Source organism: [Ruminococcus] torques ATCC 27756 (assembly GCF_000153925.1).
GTDB lineage: Bacteria > Bacillota > Clostridia > Lachnospirales > Lachnospiraceae > Mediterraneibacter > Mediterraneibacter torques.
Map to the genome: position 1 here is coordinate 89507 of NZ_DS264349.1, position 20242 is coordinate 109748.

General features: G+C 42.7%; 17 protein-coding genes and 2 pseudogenes. 13 read left to right on the forward strand and 6 right to left on the reverse strand.

Translation table 11 applies throughout. The annotated features are described in order from the left end of the window. Positions 1 to 85: 85 nt before the first annotated feature. A pseudogene (locus RUMTOR_RS05950) lies at positions 86 to 1472 on the reverse strand (transposase). A 169-nt stretch (positions 1473 to 1641) separates the two neighbouring features. On the opposite strand from RUMTOR_RS05950, the gene RUMTOR_RS05955 reads away from it, so the two are divergent. The 3 genes from RUMTOR_RS05955 to RUMTOR_RS05965 all read left to right on the forward strand — a co-directional run bounded on the left by RUMTOR_RS05955 (position 1642) and on the right by RUMTOR_RS05965 (position 5266). Next, on the forward strand, positions 1642 to 2445 hold the full coding sequence (locus tag RUMTOR_RS05955) for an FAD binding domain-containing protein (RefSeq protein ID WP_044998049.1): 804 nt from the start codon (positions 1642 to 1644) through the stop codon (positions 2443 to 2445). Further along, the gene (locus tag RUMTOR_RS05960) at positions 2445 to 2924 is read left to right on the forward strand and encodes a (2Fe-2S)-binding protein (RefSeq protein WP_004846267.1); all 480 of its coding nucleotides are present in this window, start codon (positions 2445 to 2447) and stop codon (positions 2922 to 2924) included. Before RUMTOR_RS05955 ends, RUMTOR_RS05960 begins: the two co-directional genes overlap by 1 nt. Positions 2925 to 2986: 62 nt before the next feature. After that, a complete protein-coding gene (locus tag RUMTOR_RS05965; RefSeq protein WP_044998050.1) occupies positions 2987 to 5266 on the forward strand; it encodes a xanthine dehydrogenase family protein molybdopterin-binding subunit in 2280 nt (759 codons plus the stop codon). A 190-nt stretch (positions 5267 to 5456) separates the two neighbouring features. Here the strand turns inward: RUMTOR_RS05965 and aroB are convergent, their stop codons facing one another. Continuing rightward, positions 5457 to 6518, reverse strand: coding sequence for a 3-dehydroquinate synthase (gene aroB / locus RUMTOR_RS05970; RefSeq protein WP_004846269.1), 1062 nt, complete (start codon positions 6516 to 6518; stop codon positions 5457 to 5459). Between the two features lie 11 nt (positions 6519 to 6529). Then, on the reverse strand, positions 6530 to 7543 hold the full coding sequence (aroF, locus tag RUMTOR_RS05975; protein WP_004846270.1) for a 3-deoxy-7-phosphoheptulonate synthase: 1014 nt from the start codon (positions 7541 to 7543) through the stop codon (positions 6530 to 6532). A 315-nt stretch (positions 7544 to 7858) separates the two neighbouring features. On the opposite strand from aroF, the gene RUMTOR_RS05980 reads away from it, so the two are divergent. The 10 genes and pseudogenes from RUMTOR_RS05980 to RUMTOR_RS06025 all read left to right on the forward strand — a co-directional run. Further along, entirely contained in the window at positions 7859 to 8248 is a 390-nt protein-coding gene (locus tag RUMTOR_RS05980; RefSeq protein ID WP_004846271.1) for a CidA/LrgA family protein, read from the forward strand. Beyond that, entirely contained in the window at positions 8245 to 8925 is a 681-nt protein-coding gene (locus RUMTOR_RS05985; RefSeq protein ID WP_004846272.1) for an LrgB family protein, read from the forward strand. The genes RUMTOR_RS05980 and RUMTOR_RS05985 overlap by 4 nt, the downstream gene beginning before the upstream one ends. Positions 8926 to 9008: 83 nt before the next feature. Beyond that, positions 9009 to 10577 carry a ClC family H(+)/Cl(-) exchange transporter gene (locus RUMTOR_RS05990; protein ID WP_004846273.1) on the forward strand — a complete coding sequence of 523 codons (1569 nt, stop codon included), beginning with the start codon at positions 9009 to 9011 and terminating at the stop codon, positions 10575 to 10577. 52 nt (positions 10578 to 10629) lie between these two features. Further along, complete coding sequence (gene pyrH / locus RUMTOR_RS05995) at positions 10630 to 11325, forward strand: UMP kinase (protein WP_004846274.1); 696 nt, start codon at positions 10630 to 10632, stop codon at positions 11323 to 11325. 32 nt (positions 11326 to 11357) lie between these two features. After that, positions 11358 to 11909: a ribosome recycling factor gene (gene frr / locus RUMTOR_RS06000; RefSeq protein ID WP_004846275.1), complete on the forward strand. Its 552-nt coding sequence runs from the start codon at positions 11358 to 11360 to the stop codon at positions 11907 to 11909. Between the two features lie 38 nt (positions 11910 to 11947). Continuing rightward, entirely contained in the window at positions 11948 to 12691 is a 744-nt protein-coding gene (locus tag RUMTOR_RS06005; protein WP_256125589.1) for an isoprenyl transferase, read from the forward strand. Between the two features lie 3 nt (positions 12692 to 12694). Continuing rightward, a complete protein-coding gene (locus RUMTOR_RS06010) occupies positions 12695 to 13507 on the forward strand; it encodes a phosphatidate cytidylyltransferase (protein WP_004846277.1) in 813 nt (270 codons plus the stop codon). Positions 13508 to 13588: 81 nt separating this feature from the next. After that, positions 13589 to 14731, forward strand: a complete 1143-nt coding sequence (dxr, locus tag RUMTOR_RS06015; RefSeq protein ID WP_004846278.1) for a 1-deoxy-D-xylulose-5-phosphate reductoisomerase — start codon at positions 13589 to 13591, stop codon at positions 14729 to 14731. Between the two features lie 3 nt (positions 14732 to 14734). Further along, the gene (gene rseP / locus RUMTOR_RS06020; protein WP_004846279.1) at positions 14735 to 15766 is read left to right on the forward strand and encodes an RIP metalloprotease RseP; all 1032 of its coding nucleotides are present in this window, start codon (positions 14735 to 14737) and stop codon (positions 15764 to 15766) included. Positions 15767 to 15866: 100 nt separating this feature from the next. After that, positions 15867 to 16802 (forward strand): annotated as a pseudogene (locus tag RUMTOR_RS06025) (carboxypeptidase-like regulatory domain-containing protein); the annotation flags it as partial. 39 nt (positions 16803 to 16841) lie between these two features. Here RUMTOR_RS06025 and RUMTOR_RS06030 read toward each other — a convergent pair. The 3 genes from RUMTOR_RS06030 to RUMTOR_RS06040 form a co-directional block, all read right to left on the reverse strand. Further along, the gene (locus tag RUMTOR_RS06030) at positions 16842 to 18323 is read right to left on the reverse strand and encodes a recombinase family protein (RefSeq protein WP_004846281.1); all 1482 of its coding nucleotides are present in this window, start codon (positions 18321 to 18323) and stop codon (positions 16842 to 16844) included. A gap of 513 nt (positions 18324 to 18836) precedes the next feature. Next, positions 18837 to 19775: a hypothetical protein gene (locus RUMTOR_RS06035; protein WP_044998034.1), complete on the reverse strand. Its 939-nt coding sequence runs from the start codon at positions 19773 to 19775 to the stop codon at positions 18837 to 18839. Between the two features lie 32 nt (positions 19776 to 19807). Continuing rightward, positions 19808 to 20239: an ImmA/IrrE family metallo-endopeptidase gene (locus tag RUMTOR_RS06040; protein ID WP_004846283.1), complete on the reverse strand. Its 432-nt coding sequence runs from the start codon at positions 20237 to 20239 to the stop codon at positions 19808 to 19810. Between the last annotated feature and the right edge of the window lie 3 nt (positions 20240 to 20242).

A 20242-nucleotide genomic window follows, 5' to 3' on the forward strand; every position in this document is an offset into this window, starting at 1 on the left:
GAAGTTGGTAAGTCCTATGCTATGAGTGGTTTTAAACTTCGTATGTATTGATGCTGGTGAATTTTATCAGCAACCATGACAGTTATTAACTGAGAAATTCCTGCAAGCAACAAATCTGCATGTAGTGTTTTCTCATTTTGGGTTTTACGACCGGCAATACAGAAACTGTCTTTAAAATGGTTGATTGATTTTTCAACGTTTACACGGATTTTATAGGTCTCATCCCATTCTACGGAACCACGTTCCACACCGGGATAGGCACGCAGATTCTTTTCGGGGTAAATGTAAATCATTCTTCCACAGGAAGATGTGGTACAGGGGTTCTCACAGCGGCAGACACGGCGTTTCGTTTTGGTTTCACGGTTGTATTCCCATTTCATTTTAGGGCATACAAACTTCATGCTGGGAAGTTTGCTTCTCAGATGAGATTTACTCCCTTCCCGTTTCATAGGAAGTGTGGAATCATGCGGACAGCAAGGAACACCATTTTCGTTGAAGGTGTAGCCATTTTCTTCCATTGATAGTTTTGTCCGGAGTGGAATAAATGCTTTTTCAAAGCCAAGATCATCCAAAAGGGCTTTGTAGATTTCAATGGTATCAAAAGCGGCATCGCCTAGAAAAGTTTTAGGGTTGATCAAAGGATGCTTCTGAAAGAAATCAATCAAAACAGGGAGCAGTGCCTTAGAGTCCGCAAGTGATTTATCTTCATCTGGTGAATCGGATTTCTTTTCAACAATGATATTAGGATGAGCATTTAGGAAATCTTTATTGTAGAAGGTAATATCGCGAACAATACCAAGACCATTAGTGACAATACCAAACTTATAGGCATAGCAGAAATGTCCGTTGATGTACATCTGTTGGATAGCTGGGTTAGCAGTAGCGTGTGCAGGCATTGAGCCGTAAGCAGCTTTGTAAGGATCAAAGTTTTTATCAAAGTTGTGAGCCTTTGCAAAGGCCTTTAACTGTTTTATGATACGGTTTGCGTATTTCGGATTATTTTCTGTTACCCATGCCTCAATTCCAGAAGTATCAAAGATACTCATGGAAGCAAGGTTAGAATCAATACGTTGGCAGATCGGTTCAGTGATATCAACTAAGTGATCGAACATCGATTGTAAGTCCATAAGAAAGTCCTGTTTAAAGCGGGTAAATTTTGAGGCATCAGGAACAACACGGAAGCCACAGAAATCCCGTAGTTCCTGAGAATATTTTAAAAATATAATCAGAAGAGTATCTGTCGGGATTGAGAAAATGCGCTGAATAAGGAGAGCCTTAATCATAGGATAAAGTGGATGCTTACGAGGTCTTCCTGTAGAAGCGTGAAAATGAGTAACAAAAGAAACAGGAACAATTTCATCAAGATTAATGGTTTGGTCAAGTAGAGAAAGAAACTGATATTTGTCATTATCGAATTTATTTTGGCAATCTTCAAAAACTTCTGCCAAAGTGAGCTGCTTATATGGTATCATATAGGTACATCTCCTTTCGGGTGGTTGGTTTATAGTTTCTAGGCAACTCTATTTTACCACAATCCGTTGAGGAGATGTTTTGTTTTATAAAAGTTAAAATGCCGTATTTATGCGGCTTGTGGCGTTTCGCAAACACCTATTATGTATGTATCAGGAAAGGAGAACGATTGTGCTTACGATTGGAAATTATGTAAAGGCGAAAACGCCGGAAGAAGCATATGAATTAAATCAGGCGCGCAGCAGCAGGATCATGGGCGGAATGATGTGGATGCGCCTTTCAAATGCAAGAGTGAAAACATTGATCGATATTTCAGGTTTAGGATTGGATCAAATAGAAGAAACGGAAGATGAGATACGAATCGGAGCAATGTGTACGCTGCGTCAGATCGAGCAAAGCGAAGCAGTTAAAAAATTATGCGGAGACGGAATAGAGGAGGCTGTGCGTCACATTGTCGGAGTTCAATTTCGGAATCAGGCGACGGTTGGAGGAAGCATTTACGGAAGATTCGGTTTTTCAGACGTATTAACTGCATTTTTGGCACTGGATACATATGTAGAACTTTATGACGGAGGAAGAATCTGCTTAGCTGAATTTGCAAAGAAAAAACCGGATAATGATCTGCTTCTTTTCATAGTTGTTAAGAAGAAGAAAAGACAGTTCCGTTATGATTCCATCCGTCAGACGAAGACGGATTTCCCTGTGATCGCCTGTTCAGTGTCAAGAGAGAAAGCGAACGGGCAGGAGACATGGTATTTTGCGGTAGGCGCAAGACCGATGAAGGCAGATATGATCGAAAAGAAATGGTCTGTCGCAAAAGATGCGTCTTTAGAGAAAATCGAGGAATATGCGGCTTTGGCAGCGGCAGAATTTAAGTACGGTACAAATATGCGCGGAAGCGCCGGGTACAGACAGCATTTGGCAAAGGTCCTTATCAAGAGAGAAATAATGTCGATTTTATCGGAGGAAATATAATGGAGATACAGTTCGTTTTAAATGACAAACAGGTAAAAGCAGAAGTTGGCGCAGATACGATTTTGTTAAATGTGTTGAGAGATCTCGGATGTAAGAGCGTAAAGTGCGGCTGCGAGACGACAAACTGTGGATTGTGTACAGTCTGGATCAACGGAAAATCCCGCCTTTCCTGCTCGGTTCTTGCCGCAAGTATCGAGGGAGAGAGCGTTACGACTTTGGAAGGCGTTGAAAAAGAGGCTGCGCAGTTCGGAGAATTTTTGGCAGATGAAGGAGCGGAGCAGTGCGGTTTCTGTTCTCCGGGATTTATTATGAACGTGCTCGCAATGGCAAGAGAACTTCAGAACCCGACATTGGACGAGATCAAAGAATACCTTGCGGGAAATCTTTGCCGCTGCACGGGATATATGGGACAGCTTCGCGCGATTAAAAAATATATAGAAGTAAAAAATGCAGAGAAAAAAGGCGGAAAGGAGGAGTAGACATGGCAGAAGGACAGAATGTGTGCAGTGAGAACAAGGAAATAAGAGAAACGATGCGGCAGATGCGTGTTGTAAATAAAGGAATCCGGAAAGTTGACGCAAAAGCGCTCGTGACAGGACGCGCCGTATATACAAATGATATCGCATCTTCAGACAGCTTAATCGTAAAGCTTGTAAGAAGCCCTCATGCTCATGCGCTGATCAAAGAGATTAATACTACACGTGCGGAGGCGCTCCCGGGAATTGAATGTGTGCTTACATATAAAGACTGTCCGAATAAACGTTTCACGCTGGCAGGTCAGACATATCCTGAGCCAAGTCCGTACGACCGGCTTATTCTTGATCAGAGAATCCGGTTCGTAGGAGATGCGGTCGCAATCGTCGCTGGAACTTCGGAAGCGGTTGTAAAGCAGGCTATGAGGCTGATCAAAGTAAAATACGAAGTATTGGAGCCGGTTTTAGATTTCAGAACGGCAAAAGATCATCCGATCCTCGTTCATCCGGAAGAAAACTGGAGAAGTCTTTGTCCTGTCGGAGCGGATAACAAACGTAATTTGTGTGCTCATGACGTAAGTGAGAGCGGAGATGTAGATGCAGTCCTTGCATCTTGCGACCATGTGATCGATCGGGTATACCATACAAAAGCAAATCAGCAGGCGATGATGGAAACATTTCGTACATATACATATATGGATGCATACGGAAGGCTGAATATTGTATCTTCTACCCAAGTGCCTTTCCATGTCCGCCGCATTCTCGGAAATGCGCTTGATATTCCGAAGCATAAAATCCGTGTTATAAAGCCGCGTATTGGCGGCGGATTCGGGGCAAAACAGACGTCGGTTTCGGAGATTTATCCGGCGCTTGTTACATGGAAAACAGGAAAACCGGCAAAGATTATTTACACAAGAGAAGAGTCTCTGATCGCTTCGTCACCTCGCCACGAAATGGAAATCCATGTTCGTTTAGGAGCGGATAAAGAGGGAAATATCAAAGGGATTGATCTGTATACATTGTCAAATACAGGCGCGTTCGGTGAACACGGCCCCACAACGGTCGGGTTATCCGGGCATAAATCGATTCCTCTTTACGGAAGCGCAGAAGCGTTTCGGTTCAGTTATGACGTAGTGTATACAAATGTTATGTCTGCGGGAGCTTATAGGGGATATGGGGCGACACAAGGTATTTTTGCCTTAGAGTCTGCGGTAAATGAACTGGCACAGACACTTCATATGGATCCGACCGTTCTCAGAGCGAAAAATATGGTGCGGGAAGGTCAGATGATGCCTGCCTACTATGGGGAGACGACGAGAAGCTGTGCTCTCGACAGATGTCTTGAACGTGCGAAAGAAATGATAGGATGGGATGAAAAATATCCCTGTTATGACTGTGGAAACGGAAAAGTCCGCGGTGTCGGCGTTGCTATGGCGATGCAGGGATCGGGAATTTCGGGAGTAGATACAGGCGCGGTTGAAATTAAAGTAAACGATGACGGATTTTACAGTTTAATGATCGGGGCGACCGATATGGGAACGGGCTGCGATACGATACTGACACAGATGGCTGCAGAATGTCTTGAGTGTGAGATGGAAGATATTGTCGTGCATGGAGTAGATACAGATAATTCCCCGTATGACTGCGGATCTTACGCATCCAGTACGACATATGTTACGGGAATGGCAGTTGTGAAAACGTGTGAGACACTTCGGAAAAAGATATGCGAAAGAGGGGCGGAATATCTCGGATGCAGTCCTGATGATGTGGAGTTTGACGGAGAAAAAGTTGTCAATCTGAAAACAAAAGAAGAGATAACGAGAAAAGAAATAGGAAACAAAGTAATGTGCAGCAGCAACGCGCCGCTGTCCGCAACAGAAGCCTTTTCTTCTCCTGTATCTCCGCCGCCGTTCATGGTCGGTATTGCAGAAGTGGAGATCGATAAAGAGACGGGAGTTGTTGAACCAATCGATTATGCCGCTGTTGTAGACTGCGGAACGGTCGTTAATCCGAATCTTGCAAGAGTGCAGACTGAAGGGGGAATCGCCCAGGGAATCGGAATGGCGCTTTATGAGGATATCATTTACAGCGAAAAAGGAAAGAACTACAGTAATTCCTTTATGCAGTATAAAATACCGAGCCGTCTTGATGTCGGAGAGATCCGTGTGGAATTCGAGAGCAGTTATGAACCGACAGGACCTTTCGGCGCAAAATCCATTGGAGAGATCGTTATCAATACTCCGTCTCCTGCAATTTCAAATGCAGTTCAAAATGCAGTCGGAGTAATTGTGAGGGAGCTTCCGATCACGGCGGAGAAAGTGTATAAAGGAATGGCGGAAAAAGAATAAAAGCAAGTATGTAAAAGCAAGTATATAAAATGGAGATATTAAAAAAATATTAAAAACAAAGATATAAAAAATAAAGATATAAAAGATATAAAAATAGAGGAGATGCGCTGTTGATTTGCGGCATCTCCTGCTTTATTTTTGTCGTTATGTAAAAGTTTATTCGTTTATGAAGACTATAGGTACAACATTCTCACATAAATGTGTTCAACTCGTTTTCAAAAAAACCGATTTTTGTAGGATAAATATAACTGTCGCCGATTTCTTTTAAAAGGACGAGGTTTAAGTGTCCGTTTAAGTTTTTCTTATCAAGGGAGATCGCTTTGATCAGTTCGGAAACAGTCAATTTGCAGCTTGTCGGAAGATTGTAGATATCTAAAGCTTTCCGAATCTTTTCAGCGCATCCCTTTGCGGTAAGGCCGCGTTTTTCTGACATTTTCGTAAGCTGATACATGCCGATTCCGACGGCTTCTCCATGGCTTTCCCGCTCATATTGATAATATTGTTCAATCGTATGGGCCAGTGTATGACCGAAATTTAAAAGCATCCGCTCTCCGGTATCAAACTGGTCTGCTTCTACAACGATCCGTTTGATATCAACACATCTGGCAATGATCTTTGGCAGATCCGGTTTGAGATCTTCAAATGAAGAATGAGAAAGGAGAAGATCAAACAACCCGGAGTCTTTGATGCAGCCATATTTGATCACTTCGCCCATGCCGTCATGGATGAAATGATCAGGCAGTGTGTTCAGTACAAGAGGATCGATCAGCACCATTTTCGGGTGGAAGAACGCGCCTACAAGATTTTTCCCCTGAGGAAGGTCTACGGCGGTTTTGCCGCCGACGGATGAGTCTACCTGTGCCAAAAGAGAAGTCGGTATTTGCACACATTTGATTCCTCGCAAGTAGGTAGATGCCGCAAATCCGGTCAGATCCCCGATCACTCCGCCTCCGAGAGCGATCACAAGATCGCTTCGGGTCAGTTTTGCGTCAAGCATTGCGGAGTAGACTTTCGGAAGTGTGTCGAAACTTTTTGTCGGTTCTCCATGAGGGAGGACGAGAGAATGACACTCGTAGCCAGAAAGGGAATCGCATAATTGTTTTCCGTACAGTGGAAATACATTGTCATCGGAGACGATCATAATACGCTGTCCGTGAAACAGATCGGCGATGTATTCTCCCGCGCGATTTAAAATCCCGTTTTCAATATAGATCGGATAAGAGTTTTCCTTCAGATTGACTGTTAGTTTCATAGAATCTCCTTTTATAGCTGTTTTCCGACAACCTCGGCAATTAGTTTTATTTCTTTGAGAAGTGTGTCATATTTTTCCGGTTTCAGTGACTGTGCTCCGTCGCAAAGAGCACACTCCGGATTATTGTGAACTTCGATCATCAGACCGTCTGCGCCTGCCGCTACGGCAGCTTTTGCCATCGGTTCTACAAGCCACCATTTTCCTCCTGCATGACTAGGATCGATTACAACAGGAAGATGTGTCTTTTTGCGAAGTACAGGAATGCTCTGTAAGTCAAGAGTGTTTCTTGTATATGTTTCAAATGTACGGATACCACGCTCGCACAGGATAACGTTTTCATTTCCTGAAGCCATAATATATTCGGCTGACATGATCCATTCTTCGTAGGTAGCGTTCAAACCGCGTTTTAATAAGATCGGACGGTCTACCTGACCGAGCTGTTTTAATAAATCAAAATTCTGCATATTGCGGGCTCCGATCTGAATAAGATCTACTTTCTCATTGAAAACATCGAGGTATTCAGGAGACATCAGCTCTGTTACGATCGGAAGACCGACTTCTTGTTTGACCTGACAGAGAATCTCCAGTCCGTCAAGACCTAACCCTTGAAATGAGTACGGGCTTGTTCTCGGTTTAAATGCTCCTCCGCGCAGAAGATTAGCTCCGGCGGCTTTTGCGGCTTTTGCGATCTCGAGCACTTGATCAAAAGATTCTACAGAACAAGGACCTGCGATCAATCCCATATGTCCTCCGCCGATTTTGACTCCTGAGACGTCGATCACGGAGTCTTCGGGATGAAACGCGCGGTTGGCAAGTTTGTAAGGTTCCTGAACATGCATAACTTTATCTACGGAACTGTCAACTTCAAAGAGTCGTGGGTCGATCAGCGTTGTATCTCCGATACATCCGATGATCGTCATCTCTGTACCGCGGACGATGTGTGTGTCGAGTCCCCGGTTTTTGACCATATTTTCTACACGTGTAATAGTTTCTTCTGTTGAATGTGGTTTCAGTACGATAATCATAAAAATGCCTCCCTGTATTATGAAAAATATTTTCGGCAGCGAAGGGAAGAACAAAAGCGTTCAACTTCATACTGCAAAATTTTAACTGTTTAAAGTGCGAAACTAATAGTATCATAGAATACAAAAAAAAGAATGTCAATGATTTTTTTTGCATATTTCTTTTATTTCTATCTCTTTTTTCGCCTTTTAATGTGCAGATAAATGATATATGAACAGATTTAAAGAATAGCGCCCGACATTGACAGTCTTGCAAAGACAGTGGTATTTTAGTAGAGTTAATGATAGGCGATCAAGAACAATTAAGGAGTTGATGCAATGAAAATCATTAGACAGATCGGGATCATTTTTACAGTATGCTGGCTTAGCCTTGTGATAGAGAAACTGCTTCCTTTTACCTTTCCGGCAAGTGTGATCGGAATGATACTTCTTTTTTTATGCCTGTTTACCGGAGTTTTAAAGATAGAACATATTCAGGAAAAGGCGGATTTTCTTCTCGGAAATATGGCGTTCTTTTTTGTTCCTGCGGGCGTAAGTATTATGAATTATTTTGATGTGCTGAAACATTCGATTGTACAGTTAGTTTTTGTTTGTATTATTTCTACAATTATTACATTTGCAGTGACTGCATGGAGCGTGAAATTGACACTCCGTTTGATGAAAAGCAGGAAACCAGAAAATCTACAGTCAGGAGGCGGAGAAAAATGAGAGAATTGTGTTCTTCACCGTATTTTGGAATTGCGCTAAGCGTTCTAGCCTTCGGAATCGGGGTGAAATTAAATGAAAAGTTAAAAACACCTGTCTGTAATCCATTGGTGATTGCCATTGTTCTTATTGTCGGGGTTCTTCTTATTTTTAAAATACCCTATGAAGATTATAATGCGGGAGGAAAGATTATTAATATGTTCCTCGCTCCGGCAACTGCCTGCCTTGCAGTGGCAATCTATACAAAAATACAGATACTCAAACAGTACTGGCTTCCGATTCTTGTCGGCTGCACGGCCGGATCTTTGGCATCTATGGGAAGTGTTTACGGACTGTGCCGGTTATTCGGACTGGATAAAAGTCTGACAGTTTCTTTGCTGCCGAAATCCGTAACAACCCCGATTGCCGTGAGCATATCAGAACCGGCAGGCGGCGTCGTTCCGATTACGGTTGCCGCCGTTATCGGAACAGGAATACTAGGGGGGATATTTGCGCCCCTTCTTATAAAATTATTTAAGGTATCTGATCCGGTTGCGGCAGGACTTGCCATAGGGGCATCCAGCCATGCGGTAGGAACATCGAAAGCGATTGAGATCGGGGAAGTGGAAGGCGCGATGAGCGGACTTGCAATCGGTATATGCGGTATTGTCACTGTGATTGTGTCTATATTTCTGGTGTGAAATATTTTCGGGAAGATCTTCGATGATCTTTACGGCTTTTTGTCGGAACTGTAGAAAAAAGGAATGGAAGAAATGAGGATAAAATGAAAAGAAATACATCGCATACAATAAAAAGAGCGCAGCGTTTTCCTGTTATATTGATCGGGGAAGGACTTCTCGTAGGAGCTGTCGGAGGGTTGATCGTGCTCCTTTACAGAATCGCGCTTACTTGTGCGGGAAAATGGCTTGGTGAAGCGCTGGCGTTTATAAAAGGAAATCCACTGCGGATTGCGGGATGGTTTGCTGTTTTGATGCTGCTTGCAGTGCTTGTCGGGAAACTGATAAAATGGGAACCGATGATATCGGGGAGCGGAATACCGCAGGTTGAAGGTGAAATACTTGGAAAATTGAATCAAAACTGGCTTAAAGTTCTGCCCGCTAAGTTTGCGGGAGGATTTCTTTGTCTGTTCGGCGGACTGTCTCTTGGCAGGGAAGGTCCGTCTATACAGCTTGGAGTGATGAGCGGACAGGGAATATCACGGATTTTAAGCAGAGGGAAAACAGAAGAACGGTATTTGATGACGTGTGGGGCGAGCGCCGGACTGGCTGCGGCATTTCACGCTCCTTTGGCAGGCGTTATGTTTGCGTTGGAAGAACTGCACAAAGGGTTTTCGACAAGTCTGCTTATTTCGGTTATGACAGCTTCGGTTACGGCAGATTATATATCGTCTCATATTATGGGGCTTGATCCGGTGTTCCGATTTCAGTTGGAACAGACGCTTCCCCAGAATTATTATTGGATGATCCTTGTGTTGGGAGTGATTTTAGGTCTGATGGGAGCGCTCTATAATAAGGTAATGCTAAAAGCGCAGGAACTTTATAAAAGACCGAAATTTTTAAACGAGACGACTCGTCTTATGATCGCGTTTTCGGCGGCGGGAGTGCTTGGACTTTGCATGCCTTCGGTACTTGGAAGCGGAGGGGATCTGATCGTTGCTTTGACGGATAAAGAGATGGTGTTGAAAGTTGCGATCATTACGTTTCTTGTGAAATTTCTGTTTTCGGCAGTCAGTTTCGGATCCGGCGCTCCTGGCGGAATTTTTTTTCCGCTTCTGATATTAGGCGCAATGGTCGGCGGAATCTTCTCTATGACAGGAACGGAAATCTTCGGTTTAGATCCGATGTATATGAATAATTTCGTTTTACTGGCAATGGCCGGATTTTTCACGGCGATCGTTCGTGCGCCGATCACAGGGATCATACTTCTGTTTGAGATGTCCGGCTCGGTAAGTCAGATGCTTTCTCTTGCACTTGTTTCGGTGACTGCATATGTCACTGCAACTTTGGTAAGATCTGAACCGATTTATGAAAGCCTTCTGGCAAATCTGCTGCGAAGAGAAAAAGAGGAAGAACAGCCGGTTTATGCGGGCGGGCAGAAAGTGCTGAGCGAGTTTGTGATCATGGGAGGTTCTGCTCTTGAAAACCGCACCGTCATGGAAATAGATCTGCCGGACAACTGCCTTCTTGTCGCGGTAGACAGAGGCGGAAAAGAGTTTATTCCGAAAGGAAAAACATGCCTTATGGCAGGCGATAAACTGACGGTTATGGCAGATGAACGAGATGCGGGATATGTACATGACAAAATGAAAAACTTATGTTATACTTCATTTTAGGTCAGCATTGATTTTAAATAGTTAATGTGAAGAAAACAAAGGAGAGTACGATATGAAAAGAGTACTGTTAAAGCTGAGCGGAGAAGCGCTCGCGGGAGATAAAAAAACAGGTTTTGACGAGGCAACCTGTATTAAAGTTGCAGAGCAGGTAAAGAAACTGACTGAGGATGGCATTCAGGTGGCGATCGTGACCGGAGGAGGCAACTTCTGGAGGGGAAGGACGAGCGAGACGATCGACCGGACAAAAGCAGATCAGATCGGAATGCTGGCAACGGTGATGAACTGTATTTATGTATCTGATATTTTCCGTTATGTCGGGATGAAAACAGAAGTGTTTACGCCGTTTGTATGCGGTTCGTTTACGTCATTATTCTCAAAAGATGCGGCAGTAGCGGCGCTGGAAGAAGGAAAAGTGATCTTTTTCGCAGGAGGAACGGGACATCCGTATTTTTCAACAGATACAGGGGCGGTATTAAGAGCGATCGAGATTGAAGCGGACGCGATGCTGCTTGCAAAGGCGATAGACGGTATTTATGACAGCGATCCGAAAGTGAATCCGGAAGCGGTCAAATATGACGAGATATCCATACAGGAAGTGATCGATCAGAAACTTGCCGCGGTGGATCTTACAGCATCGATTCTCTGCCTTGAAAATAAGATGCCGATGCTTGTATTCGGTTTGAACGAGGAAAACAGTATTGTGGAAACGATGAGCGGAAACTTTACGGGAACGAAAGTGACTGTATAAGCGTTATAAAAAATTTGCAGGAGGATATAAATATGAATGAAAGATTGACGACATATGATTCAAAGATGACAAAAACGATCAATAATCTTGACGGAGAATTAGCTACGATCAGAGCCGGTCGCGCAAATCCACATGTTCTTGATAAATTGACAGTTGATTATTACGGATCGCCGACACCGATCCAACAGGTGGCAAACGTATCTGTCCCGGAAGCAAGGATGATTCAGATCCAGCCGTGGGAAAAGAGCATGCTCAAAGAGATTGAGAAAGCGATCCTTATGTCAGATCTCGGCATCAATCCGACTAATGACGGTTCGACGGTTCGCCTCGTATTCCCTGAACTTACGGAGGATCGGAGAAAAGAACTGGCAAAAGATGTGAAGAAAAAAGGAGAGGCTGCGAAAGTGGCTGTCAGAAATATCCGTCGTGACGGAAATGTAGCGTTTAAGAAGTTAAAAGGAACGGAAGTTTCGGAAGATGAGATCAAAGATCTGGAAGACGATCTTCAGAAGATTACGGATAAATATATCGAAAAGATTGATAAGATGGTCGAGGTAAAGACAAAAGAGATTATGACTGTGTAATCGGATTCTTAACGCCGTTACAAAAACTGGGGGCTTTGATTGTAAGCCCCCTTTCGTATAGAGAGGAAGAAAAGATGAACGTACCGCAGCATATAGCAATTATTTTAGACGGAAATGGCAGATGGGCGAAAGCAAAGGGGATGCCGCGAAACTACGGACACGCACAGGGAAGCAAAAATGTGGAGAAAATCTGTGAAGAGGCATGGCGTATGGGAATTAAATATCTGACGGTTTATGCATTTTCAACAGAAAATTGGAGCCGCCCGGAAAATGAAGTTGCGGCTCTTATGAAACTGCTTCGTAATTATATGAAAACATGCTTGAAAACAGCGGCCAAGAATGATATGAAGATCCGTGTGATCGGAGATATTGAGCCGTTGGATGACGATATCAAAAGCAGGATTCGCGAGCTAGAAGCTGCTACCACAGACAACGGCGGTCTGAATTTTACGATTGCCTTGAATTACGGAAGCAGAGATGAGCTGACACGGGCAGCGCAAAAAATGGCGAAAGACTGTGCAGAAGGAAAGATAAAAGCAGAAGAGATTGATGAATCGGTGTTTGAGACATATTTAGATACTCATGGGATTCCGGATCCAGATATGATGATCCGAACGAGTGGGGAGCAGAGATTGTCGAATTATCTTCTTTGGCAGCTTGCATATTCGGAATTTTATTTTACGGATGTGCCCTGGCCGGATTTTACAAAAGAAGAACTTGTAAAAGCAATCGAAGAATATAACCACAGACACAGAAGATTCGGCAAAGTTGAGGAGGCGTAATCTATGTTTAAAACACGGTTGTTGAGCGGCATTATGCTGATGATCATTGCATTGACGACAGTGATTGCCGGAGGGCAAGTTTTATTTACGGTTCTTTTCGCGATCAGCCTGATCGGAATGTCAGAACTTTATAAAGTGTTTGGCATTGAGAAAAAAGCGCCGGGAATTGTCGGTTATATTTTTGCTTTCGGGTATTATGCGCTTATTTATATGGAAGAATATCTCCCGGGAGAAAAACATACATGGTTTATGCTGCTTTTTATGGCGTATTTGATCTGCCAGATGGCAGTGCTTGTATTTTCTTATCCGAAATATAATACACAGCAGATCATGGCGGCATTTTTCGGAGTATTTTATGTAGCGGTAATGCTGTCTTACATTTACCTTACAAGAATGCTTCCGGGAGGAGTGTTTACCGTATGGCTTGTGTTTATCTGTTCGTGGGGATGCGATACATGTGCATACTGTGTAGGCATGCTCATCGGAAAGCATAAGATGGCTCCGGTTCTGAGTCCGAAAAAATCCGTAGAAGGCGGGATAGGAGGAATTGCAGGCGCAGCCCTGATTGGTGTGCTTTATGCATTAGCTGTGAACCACTGGGGAAATGCAGGGGCGAGTATCGTTTCTTATGCAGTGATCGGTGCAGTCGGCGGCGCAATTTCCCAGATCGGCGATCTGGCGGCATCGGCGATCAAACGTTATCATAATATTAAAGATTACGGGAAACTGATTCCGGGTCATGGAGGAATTCTGGATCGTTTTGACAGTGTCATTTTTACTGCTCCGATCATATATTATCTTGCGGTTTTATTGTAAGACATAAGGGCATTATGAAGCCGGAAGATAAGTTTACGGGCGATATGTTACAGGACAGATGCAGAAGTGAGGTACAAAGATATGAAAAGAATCGCTGTCTTAGGGTCTACCGGCTCGATCGGAACCCAGACGCTTGAAATTGTAAGAACAAACAAAGATATAAAAATCACGGCGCTTGCTGCGGGAAATAACATTGAACTTCTGGAAAAACAGATCCGGGAATTCAAACCGTCGATTGCCGCAGTGTGGAATGAGGAAAAAGCCGCAGAGCTGAAAATAAAGACTGCGGATCTGGATGTGGAGATCTTATCCGGGATGGACGGATTGCTTGCCGCTGCATCTTGGAAAGATTCACAGATTGTTGTAACTGCGATTGTAGGTATGATCGGAATCCTGCCGACGATCGAGGCGATCAAAGCCGGAAAGGATATTGCGCTGGCAAATAAAGAAACACTTGTGACGGCAGGGCATATTATCATGCCGCTGGCGGAACAATATAAAGTGTCGATCCTTCCTGTAGACAGTGAACACAGCGCGATTTTTCAGTCGCTTCAGGGGGGACAGCGCAAAGCTCTCCATAAAATATTATTGACTGCTTCGGGCGGACCGTTCCGCGGGAAAAAAAGAGAAGAACTTACCGGTATACAAGTTGAAGATGCTTTGAAACATCCAAACTGGGAGATGGGACAGAAGATTACGATCGATTCTTCTACAATGGTGAATAAAGGTCTTGAAGTGATAGAAGCCAAATGGCTTTTTGACGTTTCGGTCGATCAGATCCAAGTTGTCGTACAGCCTCAAAGCATTATTCATTCTATGGTAGAATATGAGGACGGTGCGGTGATCGCTCAACTTGGAACACCGGACATGAAACTGCCGATCCAATATGCGCTTTATTATCCGGAGAGAAGGTATCTTCCGGGAGATCGTCTTGATTTTTCCACACTTTCGCAGATTACTTTTGAGAAGCCGGATATGGAGACGTTTTACGGACTGAAGCTTGCGTATGAAGCCGGGAGAAAAGGCGGTTCTCTTCCGACTGTGTTTAATGCGGCAAACGAGCGTGCTGTTGCAATGTTTCTCGGAAGACAGATCGCATATCTTGAGATTCCGGAGATTATTTCGGCGTGTATGGAAAATCATAAAAATATTGCAGATCCGACAGTGGAAGAGATACTAAAGACTGAGCGGGAAACATATGAATTTATAAAAAACAGGTGGTAGCGAATGGGAATCATTATTGCAGTTTTATTATTTAGTTTTATTATCATCTTTCATGAATTGGGACATTTTCTTCTTGCAAAGAAAAACGGAATTCGGGTAGATGAATTTTCTTTAGGACTTGGACCTACGTTATTAGGAAAACAGATCGGAGAGACAAAATTTTCTCTGAAACTGCTTCCTTTCGGCGGCGCGTGTATGATGGGCGAAGATGATGCCGACGATCTGTCGGAAGGAAGTTTCAACAGTAAATCCGTGTGGGCGAGAATGTCAGTTGTTGCGGCGGGACCGATCTTCAATCTCATTCTTGCGTGTGTTTTCTGTTTTATATTGATTATGATAACCGGTTACAGAAGTCCGGAAATAACAGGAGTGCTGGACGGCTATTCCGCGCAGGAAGAGGGACTTCAAGCCGGAGACGTTATCACAGAGATCAACGGGCGGAACGTGCATATATGGGATGATGTCAGTCTGTATACAATGACACATGCCGATGAAGCGCCTTTCAAAGTAGAGTATGAACGTGACGGCAAGAAATATACGGCAAAACTGGAGCCTCGACAGTTGGAAGGCGATGCCGCACCGCTGCTTGGGGTGACAAGCGGAGATATAGTAAAACCGGGGATTTTCAAATCTGTTGAATACAGTATTTACAAAGTAAAGTACTGGATGAATTATACAGTAGACAGTTTGCGCATGCTTGTGACAGGTCAGGCAGGACTTAAAGATCTTTCAGGTCCGGTAGGAATTGTAAATGCCGTAGACGACATGTATCAGGAAGCAGCTCCGGCAGGGTTCGGCGTTGTGATGCTCAGTATGATGAACTTCGGTGTTCTGCTGACAACAAATCTCGGAATTTTAAATCTGCTTCCGCTCCCTGCATTGGACGGAGGACGACTTGTTTTTCTTATAATAGAAGCGATCCGTAAAAAACGTGTTCCGTCGGAAAAAGAAGGAATGGTACATTTTGCGGGATTCGCATTGCTTATGGTACTGATGGCCGTTGTGATGTATAACGATATCATGAAGTTGTTTTGATTATCATATGCTCTTGCAGAGACTCCGAATACGAAAGTTGTTCTAAACGAAAGCTTCCGCATATATATTTAGAGAGAATAAATCTGATGAAGGAGAACGTATGCGGGAAACAGAAAACAATAAGAGGTATAAAGCTGCAATGCAAGGAGTCGGGATGCAGAATGTGAAAATGCAGCAGGAGGCGGCAGATAAAGGATCATTACAGGTGAATGTAACTTCATCGGTGAATTCATATCCGATTTCGGAAGCTCGCATTTCGATTTCGTATACCGGTGTTCCGGAAAATACATTAGAACAGTTGGTGACTGATTCCTCGGGGCAGACGGATATGATTGAGCTGGATGCGCCGCCGGAAGAGTGGAGTCTGGACCCTGAAAACGAACGGCAGCCTTATTCGGAATATACATTGAATGTAAGCGCTCCGGGGTTTGAGCCTGTGAGCATTGCGGGAACAGAAATTCTGGCAAATACAAAAGCAATTCAAAATATCAGGATGAGACCGACAGATACGGGCAGGGAAGAGGAAGAAATTTTCGTCATCCCTGCTCATACTTTATATGCAGAATATCCTCCTAAAATAGCGGAAGATGAGATCAAGCCTGTAAATGAAAGCGGAGAGATCGTTTTAAGCCGTGTTGTTGTTCCTGAATACATTGTTGTTCATGACGGTTCTCCGAGAGATTCGACTGCAAAAAACTATTATGTGAAGTATAAAGATTATATCAAAAATGTGGCGTCCAGCGAAATTTATGCCACCTGGCCCGCAAATACGATTCGGGCAAACGTTCTTGCGATTATGTCTTTTACGCTCAATCGCGTTTATACCGAATGGTATAGAAACAAAGGGTATGATTTTACGATCACTTCATCTACAGCATTCGATCATAAGTGGATACCGGAAAGAAATGTATATGAAAGCATTTCCGTGATCGTAGATGAATTGTTTGCAAATTATCTTTCAAGACCGAACGTGCGGCAGCCGATATTGACACAGTATTGTGACGGGAAAATGGTGAGCTGTCCGAATTGGATGACCTTTTTGTTATAACCTACAAAACTGCGAAAACCCTTGATTTTACTGGGATTCCGGCGCATAGTAGTAATAAACTTTCAGCTCATCTTTTGAGCGATCATATATAATCTTTTCTATCACGCTCTTTAGGATTTCATTTTTGGTTACGGGGTCCACAGAGTCAGATTCTATGATTTCATATACATTTCTTACTTTTTCCAACATAGCGATTTTAGAAGTATCAATAGTAGGTTCTGCTGGTTTTATGTCTGCAAGCTGCTTTTCCAGCATCTCTTTTTCTTCCTGAACCATGCGCTTATTTTCTTTATATTCGTCAAGTGTATCTACTCCATTACGGTACGCTTCTCTGATGCGGTCAAATTTTTCCGCATTCTTTCTTAACTGCTCCGTAATAATGACGTTTAGATCCACAGAAGTTTCCTGCACCGGTTCAACGTGCCTGTAGATGATGTTGCCAGTGTCCAGAACTTCTTTTATGGATGCAAGTACCGCCGGTTCTAACCTTAACGAGCTTACAGATGTTTTTGCAAGGCATTTTCCTTTTGAGTATCCATAGCATGTAAAATAGCAGTATGATTTTTGGTTATTTACTGTTTTGGCAATCATGGTTCTTCCACATACAGGGCACTTCATAAGACCTGAAAGCCAATGTTTGTATGTAGAGGAAGGTCTGGCGCCGGATGGTTTGTATTCGCTTTTGTAACGGATCTGTGCTTTGTCAAATAATTCTTTAGATATAATAGCAGGTTGCTGACCATCAGAGACAATCCATTCTGATTCCGGCCGGATTTCGTTTGTTTCGCTTACGGTACGGTTCCACCGGATCATACCGCAGTAAGTTGGGTTCTGTAAGATGTATTCAATAGATCTGCGTTCAAACGGTTTGTTGTGAGATGTTTTAAACCCACACAAATTTAGATAGCGTGCTATGTCGAATATTCCGGTATGTTCATTTACATATTTATCAAATATGATTTTAATTATTTCAGCTTCTTCCGGTACAATAACAGGAGGTTTTCCGCGTTCTTGGATTTTGTATCCAAGCGGAGGACGCGCCTGATAGCCGCCGCGTTTTGCCTTTTCTGTCATACCTCGTGTCACTTCGCCGGAAAGACGGACGGAATAGTACTCGTCCATCCATTCAATGATGCGCTCGATCAAAGAGCCGAACGGACCATCTACAAGAGGCTCGGAAACGCTTAAAACGTCCACATTATGCTTTTTTTTAAGAAGGGACTTATAAACGATAGATTCTTCCTGGTTTCTGGCAAAACGGCTGAATTTCCATACGATGATACAATCGACAGGATGTTTGTCTGATTTGGCAAGAGCAATCATTTTTTGAAATTCCGGACGTTTATCAGCTTTGCGGCCGGAGATGCCGAGTTCGTAAAAAATTTGTAAGATGATCATATCATTCTTTTTCGCGAAGTCTTTTAATAGCTTTGCTTGTGAGTCCGGAGAGAGCTCTTCTTGGCCAGATGTGGATACCCTAACATAACCATAACAATATTTAGTTTTCATGACATCACCTCGGTTGATTCATTCTATTCCTGACAGAGCAGAAAAATGAGTATAAAAATAACAGCTATCAAGAAACAAATGTTCTGATTGCGATAGCTGACCGAAGATGATACAATATTTTCGTTGATTAGGTGTATATCTTCGGATATATTCCAGAGCCGTTCCTGTTGGCGCAGGGGCGGTTCTTGACATTTATGGTACATTTGCTATAATGTACTTAACAGGATAGCTGGAAGGTGACTGCACCTCACCCGCTCCGGCGCAACTTAAAAACTATAAGAAATAGTCGTCAGCTTTGTCAGGGCAGGACGGCTATTTTTTATGCGTATAATTCAGAATGGCTACAACCAAAAGCGCAATGCTTACGATTAAACTGAGTTCTTCATATGTACTCATAATTACCACCCCCTCCACAGGATTCTCGGAATGGGTGGGAGCTCGTCCTCCGGCTACCCGGGTAAATACAGTATTTAGTTTTTCCCCTGCACACTGTGGGGCAGGGAGGGATTTTGTTCATCGTTTATACAATAGACTTTTGTTACCATTGACAGCTTTTTCTACTTTTTTTACTTCTAATGTTTGTCCTGTTAGCCCTAATTCAAAAGAATACATTGTATGACTAATCCAATATGTCAGTCGGGCTTTTCCAATATTTCCATCTTGCAAATAATATATATTCCCAAAAAAATCTGTTGGCGGATTAAATTCATGATATGCTGGAGTTGCATAATGAAGTATGAGCGGAAACTTCGATTTTTTTTCTGTTTTAGTATACGGCTTGCACTCAAAATAAGTAAAATATAAAGTAGTATTTGTCTTATCATGTTTTAAGGTGTCAAATTTTAATTCGCTAGGATTTATATATAAATTATTCTCAATACACAAAGACTTACGATATGGTTCTATATAGGTATCAAGCAATGACAAATCATGTGCAATTTGGTTTTTATTTTCATCGGAAATCAACATAATACATTTGTTATTATCATAAAAAGGTTCTTCCATTTTATAATTCTCAAAATGGAACTGCTCCATATCTGAACGCGAAATAGCATTAAGTTGAGCTTTTTCTCGAAGTTGCTCTTCTTTTTGTTTTTCTAATGCCAGCTTTTCTGAATGAGATAATTTTTCTAGACCTTCCCATTTTATTTCGGAAATTTTGGAATAGCACACTGTTTTTAAATCTTCCGGGATGTGAGTGTAATATCTGTTTACATGCTCTCGCAGAATGGTATCTATTCCCCAATCTTCATCGTTAATTTTAAAGTGGGTTTCACAAATAGGAATGCTCGAAACGCTGTTCGGTGAATCAATATCATATTTTTCGCCTTTTATATAATAAAACCTAGGCAAGGGGGAATATTGAGAAGTCTCCTTTTCATAGACATTATGTTTATAATTTTGTTCGGGTATTTCAGGTGAATTTTTAAAAAATTTATCAAATAGTTTCATGCGTTCTCTCTCTTTCTCCGAAAAACACCACATTAATTAAAATCCTTCAGCCGTAATTCTATTAGCTTCTTATTGTATCCGAATAGTCGTGAGAACTGTGTTGTAGAAAAATCTAAATGCTCCTCTATTTCCTCATCAGATAGCAATAGATTCATCGCAAATCGGTTAGCCTCTATCTCGTACTTAGTAGTATTGAGTTGAGTCCGGGAGTCCATGAAAATCGCATTCGATTTCTTATGTAGGAGCATGTGACCCAACTCATGTCCACAGACAAACAGTTTCTCTTGATCGGATAATGTTTCATCAATATAGATGATATTGTTACGCTGAAAGTACTGATAAAATCCTTTTACCCCGTGTAAGGGATAAAAGACAACTATTACATTGAGATGCTCGATTATCTCAAAGGGATTCCGTGATTTGTACTTTCTGACCAGAGAATCCACCAGCCGTTTAATATTCATAAC